General features: G+C 59.0%; 10 protein-coding genes. 6 read left to right on the forward strand and 4 right to left on the reverse strand.

Translation table 11 applies throughout. The annotated features are described in order from the left end of the window. Positions 1 to 103: 103 nt before the first annotated feature. Positions 104 to 1,009, reverse strand: a complete 906-nt coding sequence (locus tag SBC1_RS25760) for a LysR substrate-binding domain-containing protein (protein ID WP_165100981.1) — start codon at positions 1,007 to 1,009, stop codon at positions 104 to 106. Positions 1,010 to 1,266: 257 nt separating this feature from the next. On the opposite strand from SBC1_RS25760, the gene SBC1_RS25765 reads away from it, so the two are divergent. From SBC1_RS25765 to SBC1_RS25785, 5 genes are read left to right on the forward strand one after another with little or no spacing between them, the layout of a single operon-like run. Then, positions 1,267 to 2,874, forward strand: a complete 1,608-nt coding sequence (locus SBC1_RS25765; RefSeq protein ID WP_165100978.1) for an ABC transporter substrate-binding protein — start codon at positions 1,267 to 1,269, stop codon at positions 2,872 to 2,874. Further along, positions 2,874 to 3,821, forward strand: coding sequence for an ABC transporter permease (locus tag SBC1_RS25770; RefSeq protein ID WP_165100975.1), 948 nt, complete (start codon positions 2,874 to 2,876; stop codon positions 3,819 to 3,821). The genes SBC1_RS25765 and SBC1_RS25770 overlap by 1 nt, the downstream gene beginning before the upstream one ends. Positions 3,822 to 3,827: 6 nt before the next feature. After that, entirely contained in the window at positions 3,828 to 4,658 is an 831-nt protein-coding gene (locus tag SBC1_RS25775; protein ID WP_165100972.1) for an ABC transporter permease, read from the forward strand. Then, positions 4,655 to 6,304, forward strand: coding sequence for an ABC transporter ATP-binding protein (locus SBC1_RS25780; RefSeq protein ID WP_165100969.1), 1,650 nt, complete (start codon positions 4,655 to 4,657; stop codon positions 6,302 to 6,304). Before SBC1_RS25775 ends, SBC1_RS25780 begins: the two co-directional genes overlap by 4 nt. Then, positions 6,288 to 8,336 carry a CocE/NonD family hydrolase gene (locus SBC1_RS25785; protein WP_165100965.1) on the forward strand — a complete coding sequence of 683 codons (2,049 nt, stop codon included), beginning with the start codon at positions 6,288 to 6,290 and terminating at the stop codon, positions 8,334 to 8,336. The genes SBC1_RS25780 and SBC1_RS25785 overlap by 17 nt, the downstream gene beginning before the upstream one ends. Before the next feature lie 252 nt (positions 8,337 to 8,588). Here the strand turns inward: SBC1_RS25785 and SBC1_RS25790 are convergent, their stop codons facing one another. The 3 genes from SBC1_RS25790 to SBC1_RS25800 form a co-directional block, all read right to left on the reverse strand. Then, positions 8,589 to 9,554 carry a sterol desaturase family protein gene (locus SBC1_RS25790; RefSeq protein ID WP_165100962.1) on the reverse strand — a complete coding sequence of 322 codons (966 nt, stop codon included), beginning with the start codon at positions 9,552 to 9,554 and terminating at the stop codon, positions 8,589 to 8,591. 8 nt (positions 9,555 to 9,562) lie between these two features. After that, on the reverse strand, positions 9,563 to 10,588 hold the full coding sequence (locus tag SBC1_RS25795) for a YncE family protein (protein ID WP_241202189.1): 1,026 nt from the start codon (positions 10,586 to 10,588) through the stop codon (positions 9,563 to 9,565). A gap of 1,134 nt (positions 10,589 to 11,722) precedes the next feature. Beyond that, complete coding sequence (locus SBC1_RS25800; RefSeq protein WP_165100959.1) at positions 11,723 to 13,033, reverse strand: Nramp family divalent metal transporter; 1,311 nt, start codon at positions 13,031 to 13,033, stop codon at positions 11,723 to 11,725. 577 nt (positions 13,034 to 13,610) lie between these two features. Here SBC1_RS25800 and mntR point away from each other — a divergent pair. Further along, positions 13,611 to 14,057 (forward strand): manganese-binding transcriptional regulator MntR, encoded by a 447-nt coding sequence (mntR, locus tag SBC1_RS25805; protein WP_165100956.1) that lies wholly within the window; start codon positions 13,611 to 13,613, stop codon positions 14,055 to 14,057. Positions 14,058 to 15,221: the final 1,164 nt, after the last annotated feature.

Raw genomic sequence — 15,221 nt, forward strand, 5'->3', positions numbered from 1 at the left:
ATCGATAGGCCAATTCAACGCGTCAACGCGCTTTATTTTCTCGCTCGCATAACAATAAGTAATGGCAGCGCGAGTCGCCAATGGTTGCCGAAACACCTTCGCTTTACGGCGCCGGCTCCTCGCGAAGCCATTCGATAACGGCATCTACCGCTGGCGTGACAGCGTGTCCGTGCGGCACGACGGCGTAGTACGCGTCGGTCATTTTCACAGAGGCTTCGCCGAGCGGCACCAGGCGCCCCGACGTCAGCATGTCGCCCAGCATCCGCCGCCAGCCGAGCACGACGCCCTGGCCCTGCAACGCGGCCTGAATGGCATCGGTGTAGAGGCTGCAACGCAGCACATAGTTCAGCCGGCTGCGTTTGATGCCCACTGTGTCGAACCAGTCTTCCCAGCCCATCCAGCCCTCCGACGTGGAGTCGTAGGCAATGAGCGGGGCATCGCTTAAGTGCTGCGGCGACTGAGGTTCGCCATGCGTTTCGAGCCACGACGGAGAACAGACCGGCACCACCTCCTCATTGAAGAGCAGCGTTGAGTGACCGTCGCGCCAGTTGCCCGAGCCATAGCGAATCGCAATATCCACTTCGTTATGACGCAGGTCCGCGGTGAACATCTGCGTGGTCAGGCGTAGCTTGAGTTGTGGTTGGGAGCGCTTGAGCAGCGGCAGCCTGGGCACGATGCGGAATTGCGAAAACGCGGCGGTCGCCAGGATGGTGAATTCCTGCTCGCGTGTATTGCTGCTGAGACTGTCAAAGGTGCCCGCGATTTTCTGGAGCGATTCCGACGTAACGAAAAAGAGGTCTTCGCCTTCTTTCGTGAGTGCGATCGAGCGATGCAGCCGATGAAACAACTGCAGCTTCATGGCGTCTTCAAGAAAGCGGATTTGCCGGCTGACGGCGGCCTGTGTGACACCGAGTTCGTCGGCTGCCAGCGTGAAACTCTTGAGCCGCGCAACGGCTTCAAAGTCGACCAATGCGTTTAGCGAAGGAATCAGGCGTCGGTATCCTTTCATATCTCGCGCTTCCAGTTTTCTTCAGGGACTCGCTTGAGTTGCTCGCATGGCAACCTGCGTTCAGATGGCTGGCGTTCATATTACCTGTTGTTATGCGAGCGTGAAAATAAAGTGCGTTGACCGCGTAGTTTTGCCTACCGATACTCGCCGCAAGGTCGCTGCTCTGGCCCCGTTGTCCGATAAAGGAACGCCTGGATTGACCCAAGCCGGCGTGCACCCTGATCCCACGCGTTGACACCATGAGGAGAAGTTCAAGCATGAAGCCGTTCGACGATCAAGGGGACTTGTTTGACTTGCCGCTGCATAAGAATCTGGATCGCCAGCTGAACCGACGTCGGTTTCTGCAAGGCGTTGCGGTGCTAAGTGCAAGCACCGGCCTTGGCCTGATCGCCCCGGCTAGCGCGCTCGCGGCGACGCAGCCTAAGCGCGGTGGTTTGCTCAAACTAGGCATGGGCGGCGGCAATACAACAGACTCGATCGATCCAACGCTGCTGCCGGATTGGGTGCCGCTCAACCAGGCTTACATGCTCATGAACGGCCTGGTCGAGATCGATGCAAAGATGCATGCGCAACCGGAATTGCTTGAAAGCTGGGAGGCAAAACCCGGCGCCGCGGAATGGATACTTAAAGTCCGCAAGGGCGTGGTGTTTCACAACGGCAAGACGCTCGATGCGGACGATGTGATCTATTCGATCAACCTGCATCGCGGCGATGCTTCAAAGTCGGCGATCAAGTCGAGTCTCGCGGATGTGACCGAGATCACGAAGATCGACCCGCTGCAGATTTCGATGAAGCTGAAAAGCGGCAATGCGGACCTGCCTTACCTGCTGTCCGACTATCACCTGCTGGTGGTGCCGAACGGCTTCAAGGACTGGAGCCATCCAATAGGCACGGGTCCTTTTGTATTCGGTGAGTTCACGCCAGGGGTACGGTCGCTCTTCAAGCGCAATCCGCACTACTGGAAGACCGATGGTCCGTATGTGGATGCGGTCGAACTGATCGTGATCAACGACGCCACGGCGCGCACGAACGCGCTGATCTCGGGCCAGGTCCATGCGATCAACCGGGTCGACTTCAAGACCGTGGATCTGCTCAAGCGCAGCCCGGCGGTCAGCATCGTGCGCTCAGCCGGTGGCCAGCACTTTACGTTCTTGATGGACTGCGCCGCATCGCCTTTCGCCGACAACAACGTGCGCCTCGCGGTCAAATACGGCATTGATCGTCAGAAGCAATTGACGACCATCCTGCGCGGTTACGGGTCGATCGGCAACGACCATCCTGTGCCTAAGACCGACCGCTTTTATGCCGGGGATTTGCCGCAGCATGCGTACGACCCCGACAAATCGAAGTTCTATCTGAAGAAGGCTGGCTTGTCCGAACTGAAGGTCGAATTGTCGACGTCCGACGCAGCGTTTGCAGGCGCAGTGGATTCGGCTGCGCTGTTCCAGGGCGAATGCGCGCCTGCGGGCATTCAGCTTTCCATTCGCCGTCAGCCCGCCGACAGCTACTGGGACAAGGTGTGGATGCAGGCGCCTTTTTGCATGGGCTATTGGGGCGGCCGGCCGACGGCGGACCAGATGCTATCGACCGCGTACAAGTCCGACGCGAAATGGAACGACACGCACTGGCGTGACCCAAAGTTCGACGCATTGCTGCTGCAAGCACGCGCGATGCTCGACGACACCAAACGCCGCGAGTTGTACCGCGAGATGCAGCTCATGGTGAGCGACAACGGCGGTGCAATGATCCCGCTCTTCGCTGACTATATCGATGCAACCAGCAGCAAGCTTCAGGGCGTCACGCCGCATCCGCTGTTTAACTTCATGGGCGGCCGGCTCGCGGAACACGTCTGGCTGGAGTCCTAATGAAGCGGCTTGTCTTGCAGCGGGTGCTGGCGGGCGTTTTGACGCTGTGGCTTGTTTCGGTGCTGATCTTCGTGGGCACCGAGCTGCTTCCCGGTGACGTGGCTTCTGCCATCCTAGGTCAGTCGGCGACGCCGGAAACGGTCGCGGCGCTTCGGGCGTCGCTCGGTCTCGACCACCCGGCGCTGCAACGTTACGGGCTATGGGTGCTGCATTTCCTGCATGGGGACCTCGGGACGTCACTGACGAACGGACGCCCGGTCAGTGAGGACTTGCTGCCGCGGCTGTACAACACGCTGTTTCTCGCAGGCTATGCGGCGCTTGTTGCGGTGCCGCTGTCGGTACTTGTCGGCATCGCGTCCGCAATATGGCAAGACAGTCTCTTCGATCGGGCGGCCAGCGTGCTGTCGCTTGCTAGCGTATCGATGCCGGAGTTCTTTGTCGGTTACGTGCTGCTGCTTTTGCTCGCGGTTAAATTCCCAGTGCTGCCGAGTCTGGCCGCCGTGTCGCCCGATATGCCGTTCTCCGAGCGACTCTACGCGACCACGCTGCCAACGCTCACCCTGCTTTTTGTTGTGGCCGCCCACATGCTGCGCACCACGCGAGCGTCCGTGCTCTCCGTGATGGGCAGTGCCTATACCGAAACAGCCATCCTCAAGGGCTTGCCCAAGTCATGGATCGTGGTGCGTCACGCGCTTCCCAACGCGCTCGCGCCAATTATCAACGCGGTGTCGTTCAACCTGGCTTACCTGATCGTCGGCGTCATCATGGTCGAGGTCGTGTTCGTGTATCCGGGTGTCGGGCAGTTGATGGTGGACGCGGTATCGAAGCGTGACCTGCCGGTGGTGCAGGCTTGCGGGATGCTTTTTGCCACGGCTTACGTCGGGCTTAATACCGTGTCCGATGTGCTTGCTGTCTGGGCAAATCCGCGCTTGCGGCATGCGAGGTAAAGGGCAATGAAAGTGTTCGGTAAAGAAGTGCCCATGAGCGCGGCGATCGGGATGTTGCTTGTCGCGGTCATTGCGATGGCGTCGCTGTGTGCGCCGCTCATCGCGCCGCACGGCGAAACCGAAACGGTCGGCGACGTATGGATGCCGCCCGGTGCCGGTCATTGGCTCGGCACGGACAGCATCGGGCGTGACATGTTTTCGCGCCTGTTGTACGGCGGGCGTACAACGCTCGGCCTTGCTCTCGCGATCACGCTGCTGTCCTTTTCCCTCGGCATTGTCACAGGGTTCGCGGCCGCCGTGCTGGGACGCAAGGTCGATCAGGTGCTGTCCAGGATCGTCGACACCCTCATGGCGATGCCGGTCCTGATCTTCGCGCTGATGATCCTGTCGGTGCTGGGTACGTCGATGCCGGTGCTGATAGGCACGATCGCGATTCTCGATTCAACGCGCGTGTTCCGGCTCGCGCGGCTCGTCGCGCAGGGCATCGCCGTACAAGAATATGTGGAAGCGGCGCGGCTGCGCGGAGAGGGGCTCGCGTGGATCATCCGCCGCGAGATCCTGCCGAATGCGGTCCCACCTCTGCTGGCGGAATTCGGCATGCGCTTCGGGTTCACGATCCTGTTCGTGGCCGGCCTGAGCTTTCTTGGGCTGGGTATCCAGCCTCCCTATGCCGACTGGGGCGGCATGGTCCGCGACAACGCGCAGGTGATCAATTTCGGTGGCATGGCGCCGCTGGTGCCGGCTGCGGCGATTGCCTTGCTGACGATTGGTATCAATCTGATCGTCGACTGGCTGTTGTCGGTGCGGGCAGTCGGGCAGGCGGGAGTGATCGCATGAACCCAGTCTTGAGAATGCGGGCGTTGCGGGTCGAGGCACCCAACGGTCAGGTATTGGTCGACAAAGTCGATGTCACTCTTGCTCAGGGAGAAGTGCTCGGGCTGATCGGCGAATCCGGCGCGGGTAAATCGACTATCGGCCTCGCCGCGCTCGGTTATGCTCGCGGCCGCTGCCGGATCACGGGTGGGGAAGTGTGGCTCGCTGGCGAGAACATTTTGGGCGCAACGCCGCAACGGCAACGTGCGCTGCGCGCGACCAAGGTGGCTTATGTAGCTCAGAGCGCAGCGGCTGCATTCAACCCGGCGTTGACCATTGGCGAGCAGGTCTGCGAAGGGCCATTGCGACACGGATTGATGGGCCGCGAAGAAGTGCGGGCCTGGGCGCGCGAGTTATTCGCGTCACTCGACCTGCCAGACCCGGATACGTTCGGGCGGCGTTATCCGCATCAGGTATCCGGTGGGCAATTGCAACGGGCGATGGTCGCCATGGCGATGTCGTGCAAGCCATCAATCCTTGTGCTCGACGAGCCAACCACGGCGCTTGATGTGACCACGCAGATCGAAGTGCTGGTCGTGCTGCGCAGGATAGTGCGTGAGTTCGGCGCTGCCGCGCTCTACATCACACACGACTTGGCGGTAGTCGCGCAGGTCGCCGACCGGATCATGGTGCTGCGTGGCGGCCGGATGGTGGAGGAGGGATCCACGGACGCGGTGCTCAACGCGCCGCGCGACGAATATACCCAGCGTCTGGTCGCTGAACGCAGCGCGGCTGACACCCTGCGAGCTAGTCCCCCTCATGTGACAGAGCCGCTTCTGAATATCGAAGGACTGAACGCGGGTTATCACGGCAAGGCGATCGTCAGGGATGTCGATCTGCAACTAGCACGCGGTGAAACGCTAGCGCTGGTGGGCGAGTCGGGTAGCGGCAAGAGCACGGTCGCGCGAGCGATAGTCGGGTTGATCGAGCAGCAGAGCGGTACGCTGCGGTTCGACGGCGAGCCCTTGCCACATCGCCTGGTTGAGCGTTCGCGTGAGCTGAAGCGGCGCATCCAGCTCGTCTACCAGTCGCCTGACGTCGCCCTTAATCCGATGCACACCGTCGGTGAGATCATCGGGCGACCAGTGGAATTTTATTTCGGTATCCATAAAGATAAGGTGCGTGAACGCGTGCTGGAATTGTTACGCCTGACTGAACTGCCGGAAGTCTTTATCGACCGGAAACCGGCCGAGTTGTCGGGTGGGCAGAAGCAGCGCATTTGCATTGCGCGGGCGCTGGCGGCGCAACCAGACCTGGTGATTTGCGACGAGGTCACGTCAGCCCTCGATCCGCTGGTCGCCGACGGCATTCTTTCGTTGCTGGAGTCGCTGCAAAAACGCATCGGACTGTCGTACCTGTTCATTACGCATGATCTTGGCACGGTAAGGCGCATTGCGCAGCGCGTGGCAGTCATGCTGCGGGGCGAGATCATTGCGCAGGGCGCCACGGCTGACGTGTTTAATGCGCCGAGTCATGCCTATACAAAACGGCTGTTGTCGTCGGTGCCTGAACTGCGGATCGGATGGCTCGACGAAAACCTCATGCAGAGTGCGCGGCCGGCTGAATCGAACACGTTCACGGGAGAATTGAAGTATGCAGCGCAACAATGAGCAAGCGGCGCGCGTGCGCGTGATCGAGCACGTCTGGATCCCGCTCGCTGATGGCACCCGGCTTGCGGCCCGTATCTGGATGCCGGACGTCGCCGAGACTGACGCGTCGCCAGTGCCTGCGATCCTCGAGTACATTCCGTATCGCAAACGCGACGGCACCCGTTCGCGCGACGAACCGATGCATCACTACTTCGCTTCGAACGGATTCGCGGCGGTGCGCGTCGATATGCGCGGCAGCGGCGAGTCCGACGGTCTCATGGCCGATGAATACGTGCTGCAGGAGCAGGACGACGGGCTGGAGGTCATTGAATGGATTGCGCGGCAATCGTGGTGCAGCGGTGCGGTCGGCTTGATGGGGAAATCGTGGGGAGGCTTTAATGCGCTTCAGATCGCGGCGCGCAGGCCTCCCGCCCTCAAAGCAATCATCACGGTCTATTCAACCGACGACCGTTACGCGGACGACATTCACTACAAAGGCGGCTGCCTGCTCAACGACAACCTGTGGTGGGGCAGCATCATGCTCGCCTATCAGGGGCGTCCGCCTGACCCGTTTCTGTACGGAGACGAATGGCGGTCCGCCTGGATGGCGCGCCTCGACAAGCTGCCGTTCTTTCCCGCGTTATGGATGAAGCATCAGCACCGTGATAGTTACTGGCGCCATGGCTCGGTATGCGAAGACTGGTCCTCGATCCAATGTCCGGTGTTTGCGGTCGGCGGCTGGGCCGACAGTTATACGAATGCTGTGTTCCGCCTGATGGCAGGCTTGCACGTGCCACGGCAAGGTCTCATTGGACCGTGGGCGCATATCTATCCGCACGACGGTGTACCCGGGCCTGCAGTGGGTTTTCTGCAGGAAGCCGTGGAGTGGTGGAACCGTTGGCTGCGTCCGGACCGTGACGATGGTTCACGCTCGGCGTCTGAGCGTCCAGCGTTGCGAGTGTGGATGGAGACACCGCGTGCTCCGCAGACCACCTACGCTACGACACCGGGCAAATGGATCTCGGAGGCGGCATGGCCAAGCCCCTCAGTCGCCATGCAGCCACTCTATCTGGGCGGCGGGACATTGACACGCACCGCGCCTGATACGGCGGCTCGTGTGCTGGTTCACACGCATCAGGGCCACGGCGTGGCGGCCGGCGAATGGATGGGTACTGGCGTTGCGGGCGAGTCACCCGCCGACCAGCGCATCGACGATGGTCTCGCCCAGGTGTTCAATAGCGCACCGCTGACCGAACCGTTAGCGCTGCTGGGCATGCCGGAACTCGAGATCGATGTATCGAGTGACCGACCCGTCGCCTACTTGTGCGCACGGGTTTCCGAGGTGATGCCGGACGGCGCGGCAACGCGTGTTTCTTATGGCATGTTCAACCTGACGCATCGTGACGGCTCCGCCGAACCCGCTGCTTTGACGCCGGGCGAAAGGGTTCGCGTACGGCTGACGCTCGATGCGTGCGCGCATGAATTTGGCGTTGGCAACCGGATTCGATTGTCATTGTCGACGACCTATTGGCCGCTGATCTGGCCCGCGCCGGAAGACGCGACGATTGAGGTAACACTCGGCAATACGGCGCTGCATTTGCCGGTGCGCGAGACGAAAGGCGCGGAGCCGCCGGTCGGGTTTCACGCTCCTGAGCGAGGTCCCGCGACGCCCACTGAGCAAGTGCGCGGCGGCAGCATGACACGCACTTCGTCCTATGACCTGACCACGGGCGAATGGACGTATGTGACTGAAGGCATCGGCGGCCTATTTGGCGAAGGCGTGCAGCGGTTTACAGAAATCGATACAACCGTCGAGCACAACCTGAAGCGTTCTTTGAAGATCCAGGGCAACGATCCGCTTAGTGCTCGTTATACGCTGACGCAATCGCTGCGTATGGGCCGAGAAGGCTGGGACATCCATGTACGCAGCGACGTACATATGTCCGCAGACAAGGAGCACTTCTATCTGACGGGTTCGTTGCAGGCCGAGGAGAACGGAGAGAGGGTGCGCGAGCGTAGCTGGGATGAAACTATCCCACGCCTGTTGCTTTAGTCGCGGCCACAAAGCGGGGAAAGTCCCTGACCAAGATCCGTGAAAGATTTCTCACGGGGCAGGGGCACTTAGGCGAATCTGGTCAAACCCTCAACTCCCGAGGGCCGGTTTCGGTCGCCGTTTTGCAGGCCTCTGTTTAGGCGGCACGCGGGCAGGGAGTTCGGAGAGACGCATCAGATGGCGCAGCGCCATCATGGCGCCGATAGCCTCAAGCACTCCGGCCACCCACCTTAAGCGGTGGCTCCAGGGTCATCAAGAACCGCGCGGTGCCTTTTTCGACGGTGCCCGGATTTCATCGAGGAAAAACCGCAAGCCGCCCAGTTGCTGGGCGAAGTAACCGCCGCTTGCCATCGATTCAGGCGCGCGTCGATCTCCGGTCGGGGGATACTCCGCCGAGAAGTCGGCCGTGCGGAACACGATGTCCCAGATCGGGAAAACGGCGCCGTAATTGCAGGAGTTACGGCCCGCCGCACGCAGCCCGTGATGCAGACGGTGGAAGCGCGGCGAGACAAGCAGCCTGTCGCCGAGCCAGCCAAAGGACATGCGGATATTGGCGTGACTCAGGCTTTCGATGAAACGCATGAACAGGAACAGCAGCGGGAACTGCAGCGGCGGAATACCAATCGCCAGACCGACCACGCCAAACCAGATTGCCGCGACAAGATCGTCCAGCAGGTGATTCCGGTCGTCGGACCAGAAGCTCATTTGCCGTTGCGCGTGGTGCAGCGCATGCAACGCGTACCAGCCGCGCCACGTGTGCGACAAGCGATGACGCCAATAGTCCGCGCAATCGAGAATCAGGGCGTACATGAAGAACGTGATGATCGGGTGCCCGAGCAGCGCCGGCACGACAGTCTCAAGCGTTGGCGGGATATAGCCCTGGGCGACCACAAAACCGTTCACCCACACCTGCACCTGATAGAACAGCAGGAAACTGACGACGGGCAATACACCAACGCGATTGAGCACCGTATAGAACGCGTCCGTCACCACCGTTTTCCGATCCTTCCAGTGCTCGATCGGGAACAGCGCCTCCAGCGGCCAGCATACGGCGTAGGTGACGATGACCGCGAACATCCCATACACGCACACGAGTACCCAGTCGAACGACAGCTCTTCCCACTGCATCCAGCCGAAGTGATAAAGCATTGGCAGGACCAGGTACTGATCGATTTCGCCGGCCAGGGCGTTAAACAATCTGTCGAGGAATATCAGCATGGCTTTCTTTACAAGGTTTCCGCGGTGATCAGGCCCTTACGGCTCAACTCGGAATTGAGGAAGATGCCATGCGGCGAGCGCCCCACATCAATGGTCTCGTAAGCGCCGCTTTTCGGGTCCAGCACCGCGACCTGTTCGCGAAAGCGCAACGTAACCCATAACTTCCCATCCGGCGCGATGCCAATGTCGTCCGGTCCGGCGGCGTGGAACGGATACGTGCGTAGTATGGCGAACGTGGTGGGATCCATGGCGACCAGGGACCCGCCAATACGATTGGATACGTAGAGTGTGCTGCCGTCAGGCGACAGGAAAATGTTATGCGGACCGACTCCCGTCTTGACTCGCCGCAGCACGTCACCCGTGACCGGATCGACCTCCGCCACATGGTCGCTGCCCATGACGCAGACCAGCACCTTGCCGTTGTGCCAGAGCACGCCCGCCGGGGTTGAACCCAGCTTCGTCTTCCAGCGTATCGTCATGGTGGTCAGGTCGAACGAGACAAGTGTTCCCGAGCCTTGCATGGAGTTGAAGCTCCAGCGCGAGTCCGGCGAGAAATCGAGGTGGCTCGGCATGGAGCCGGGCGAGAAACGCTTGGCGAGGGTCAGGTCGTCAGCGCGATAGACATCGACATAGTCGAGCCGAAGCGCGTTGACAACCAGGTAGCGATGATCCGGCGTAAAGCCAAGCTGGTAAGGATCGGCAATGACCTTGTGACCGAGCGCGGTACCGGTACGCGGATCGACGATGAACAACGCATTGCCGCTGGCGTCCGCAATATAGAGCTTGTTACGGTCCTGGGAAAGCGCCCAGTGACTCGGTTCGCGCAGCGTGGGCAAGGTACGGATGACTTTGCGCGACGCCATGTCGATAACCGAGACACTGGCTTCGCCGGAATTCATCACAATGGCCAGCGAGGAAGGGGCGGCGTTGGCGGCGTTAGCGATTTCGGACCGGAGGGCCATAAATGGCGACAGACTCAGGCTCAGGGGAACGGCGAGGCTACGGCCAAGCACTGCGCGACGTGAAAGCTTCATGGGGGTATTCATTTCGAAAGTCAGCTTTCTATTTTACGGGAAGGGAGGCGGCTAAGTCAGGAGGAATCATGCATTCAGTAATTCAAAGACGGCGCCGCCCTAATGCTTTCAATTTGGTAATATGAATGAGTGCGTTTATACGAATAATGCACGATTGTCTCACTCCCGTTTGACTCCCTTGTTGCATTCTCTTCTTTGACTCCGTTGTTCTGCCCCCATAGCGGTTCCGCTTGGTAGCCATGCCTGTAGCCATGCCTCGCCGGCTATCTTTCCGATGAGTTCTTTCACATACCATTCGAAACCGGCTTGGAAGGACAATGAAGGGTGCGTACAGATCTCATGCAGGTCGATGCAGCTCATGCGGCATTGCACAAGCAGCTTTAAATTAGGTTTGCTCTGCTTATTGAATCATGTTGACTTTCAATTCCTGGACCACCTAAAACTTAAAAGTATTCACAAATGGGGCTCATGCCAGCGGGCTTTGTCACCGGACTCGCAATGGTAATGAATCACGCGTGAAGCCAGCCGGAGGGTTGGCCATGAACCGCTTGCACATACGCCGCAGGATGGTATTTATCCCGCTCTTGGCCGTAGTGGTAATGCTGCTCATCATTCTTGCCACCCCGCATCAGAGCCACCAAGTATCCGCTGTGGACGGCACACGTATTTCCGCTGACGCGATACCGCACGGTGGAAAACCGGATGATCGGCCGCCGCATTGCCTGGTGTACGGGAAATACTGTGTCGGCCAATACCTCCGCGGCCGCTAGCAATGCCCCATAAAGGGTTGCACAGCGGGGAAAAGTGCGCGACGTCCGTGCAAAAACATCGGCCATGTACGGCCTGTTCAGCGCGATACCTTGGTTCGAAGCTTGGTTCGAAGGCCTCACGCGATACGGCGAAATGCGCATCTATCGGACGGTGCTGATACCCGTAAAGGGTCAGAGATGTACGGGGTGTCGAAACAAAATGATGATGCCGATGACGAGCAAAACGACAGAGGCCGTGACAGTGGTTCTGGTCTTTAGTGCGGACGCCCCGGCCGAACTACCGGCTTCCCATGCGAGAGAAGCAAGGCCAACGACGGCGAGCGATAAACCAACAACAGATGCCAATATCATTTGGAGTTTGAACCTAACTCGAAGGCAACCCTGGCACCTTGACGCCGCAAGTCTGAAGCAGCAAAACCATATTCAAAGCGAGAATAATTATTGTGGACACGACCGCCACTACGTCCGTCAGACGGCTGTTGGCAAACTCGCCCATGATGTCCTTGCGACGGGTGAACAAGACCAGGGCCACCATCGGAATCGGCAAGGCAAATGACAGGACGACTTGACTGAGCACTAATGCCTGGGTGGCATTCACACCAAGCGCGACCACAATGAAGGCGGGCACCATGGTAACGAGGCGCCGCAGCCAGACCGGAATGCGAAAGCCAACGAAGCCCTGCATGATCATTTGCCCGGCCATCGTGCCTACTACCGAACTGGAAACCCCCGAGCTGATGAGGGAAATCAGGAACACGGCGGCGGCACCCGCGCCGAGCAACGGCGTGAGCGTGTGATAAGCAGTCTCGATTTCCGCGACGTCACTGTGACCGGCATGAAAAGCGGAGCTCGCCATAATGACCATTGCCATATTAATGAGCCCCGCGATCGAAAGGGCAATGACGACCTCCCAGTTCGAGAAACGTAGCAGAATCTTCCGTTCGCGCGGATTACTCCCCGGGGCTCGCCCCTGCGTAAGTCCCGAGTGCAGGTAGATCGCGTGTGGCATGACGGTCGCGCCTACAATGCCGACCGAAATCGTCAGTGCTTCGGCATTGGGCAATGTAGGTACGACGGAATGAAAGCCTACTAGTCCCCAGGAAACAGGCGCGATAAACATCTCGGCGAGGTAGCACAGCCCGATCACTCCCACAAACGTCCCAATGATAATTTCCATTGGCCGGAAACCGTTCTTCTCAAACAGCAGAATGCCGTAGGTAACGATCGCCGTGATCAACATGCCGGAGATAAGAGGCAGCTTGAAAAGTAGCGACAGTGCAATCGCCCCACCGAGAAATTCGGCCAGGTCAGTGGCCATGGCAGCCACTTCGCTTACGCCCCACATGGCATAGACGGTCGGACGGGAAAACTGCTCACGGCACATCTCGGCCAGGTTGCGGCCCGTCACGATCCCGAGTTTGGCCGACAATGCCTGGAATAGCATCGCAATCATGTTGGCCATCAACACAACCCAAAGCAGCGAATAGCCGAACTGCGACCCCGCCTGGATATTGGTCGCGAAGTTGCCCGGATCCATATAGGCGATAGACGCAATCACCGCGGGTCCTGCGAATAGCAACACGGAACGCAGCCCTTGCCGCCGGCCCGCGAGCACGTCGTGAATAGCCTCAGTGGTGCGATCGGTCAGGGTACTCCTGCTCGTGGTACTCGACATGGCTATCCTTTGTTTGCGATGGCGGGTTTCTGACTACTGGTTACGATTGTCACTTGCTATGCGGCAGATGATCCGGGGCATGGTGTTCGTCAAATTGCACACTACCGGCTAAATCATTCGACCGAATTCCCAGGGCCGTGTGGCCAATCGAAAGTTAATCGAAACGCTATAGCCGACACTCGGTAATGCCAACAGCCGTCTTACCCATTTGCCACCCGGGTACCCGGATAGAGGCATGCATTTCGGGCTGACTTTGTCGGTATCCTTTTCCAGGCGCCGCAACCTCCACGCTGATCGTGGCAGTGGACGTGCGTGGCCTATATACCATTACGTTTTCCCGGTGGATTTGGATGCAGTTCAACCCAAACACAATAGGAATCGCCAAGGCTTCACTATATACCCTGTGCTATATTACATCGACGATGCTTGGTTGCAACTCTTCGATGTGACGATGCTCCTGTAGGAAGCAACCCTGCTATGCGCCGACAGGGTATTCCATGAATAAAGAATTGAAGCGTATGCTATAAATATCAAGGAGGCGGCATGCCGCACCATAAATAACCAGGACACGGAACATATGCGCCAATTCGTGCCGCGTGAGAAGCCGCTTATCGATGCCGACAGCCACTCGGAAGGGTTCCGTCAGACACGCGAGGCCAGTCGACTGGCGTTGGTCGAAGACTATGTCGAGCTGATTGCCGATTTGATCGAGGACGGCAATGAAGCACGTCAAGTGGACATTGCTGCGCGACTCGGCGTCGCGCAGCCGACCGTGGCGAAGATGCTGGCCCGCCTGGTGGCGAAGGGCTTAATTTCGCGCAAGCCCTATCGCGGCGTTTTTCTGACGGACGCAGGTCGTGAAGTCGCGCAGCAAAGCCGGGTGCGGCATCAAATTGTCGAAGATTTTCTTCTTTCGCTCGGCGTGAGCGCCGACACGGCTCGGCGCGATGCCGAAGGCATAGAACATTATGTCAGCGCCGAGACTCTCAAGGCGTTCCGCCGCGCCATGAACAAGGCGCGCTGAGTGCCGAGGCCAGGCAAACGCCTCAGATTTTAGGGCACACGCGGTTCACCGAAAGGCAGCAGGCGGGCATGCACGCCGCACGCTTGACGCGCAGCGGGGAAGGTCTACCAGCTTTCCTGCAATTAAATTCAGGAATACCGGGGTAGGTGATAACTGTCACTCTCGGGCATAGCGGTTCCTTATCGGCGTTTTTCACGCACGTGTCTATCCACTCGCGCCAATGCCGACAGGCAGGCCTTGGCGCGAACGAACGCAGCCGCGAGTGGGTGCTCGCGATGCAGTACTGTATGGACGTGCTTGACGTGCAGAAGTTGCACTCACGCTGCGTCAATACGGTGCTATTTAAGGTGCACAAAGAGCGTTGCTACGGCGCGCACCGTCTGCCTGCTGGCAAGACGGCGGCTGGAAGAAAAAGCGCGGGCGTCCTGGCGGTCAGGCAGAGAAACTGTTCGAAGATCGACAATTGCTACTGTCCAAGACATTAGCCCCTTTTGTGATGACGGGCGCATTCTAGGTGGGCGCCAATCATGACGATATAACTTCGGCATCCTAAATTTGAGCTGAGGACAAGCCAGCCATTCCGCATCAACTAACTTGCGATTCAGAGAGTAACGCGAGGGTAGGGCGCACGATAAGGGAACGAGTTCCACCACTTCGGCGTCCCTTCTCGAGGGCACTCCGGCGTATTGAGGCGAGCGGATCCTATTTGCCGCAAGAGCGGCGCGGCAAGTAAAAATAGTATAAAAATGCCGTCCGCGTGGACCTTGAGACGTATTGCACTGGCCATTAACAACGCCGGTCGACCCTCTTATATTCTTTCATTACTCTTTCCAAGTGCGTTCGTCACGGGGCATATGAAAGAGTGCTGTTGTTGTATATGGGACTCGCCGATCATCTTGAACACCTGATTTTCAGGTTTATATTGGCCAGTCATGCCAAAGGAGGTTGACTTGTGATTCCTTAAATGCCTAAACTTCGCAGTCTCCACAAATCGGGCTAATGCCTTGGACACCTGTAGTAGTCGACCTTCGAACAAATTCGCCGCCTGATCGGCAGGACGTCCGCGCTTTTTCCCTTAGCCGCCGTCTTGCCAGCAGGCAGACGGTGCGCGCCGTAGTAACTCGCTCCGTGCACGTTAAAAACACCCTTTTGGACGCAATCGTA

This window comes from Caballeronia sp. SBC1, assembly GCF_011493005.1.
Classification (GTDB): domain Bacteria; phylum Pseudomonadota; class Gammaproteobacteria; order Burkholderiales; family Burkholderiaceae; genus Caballeronia.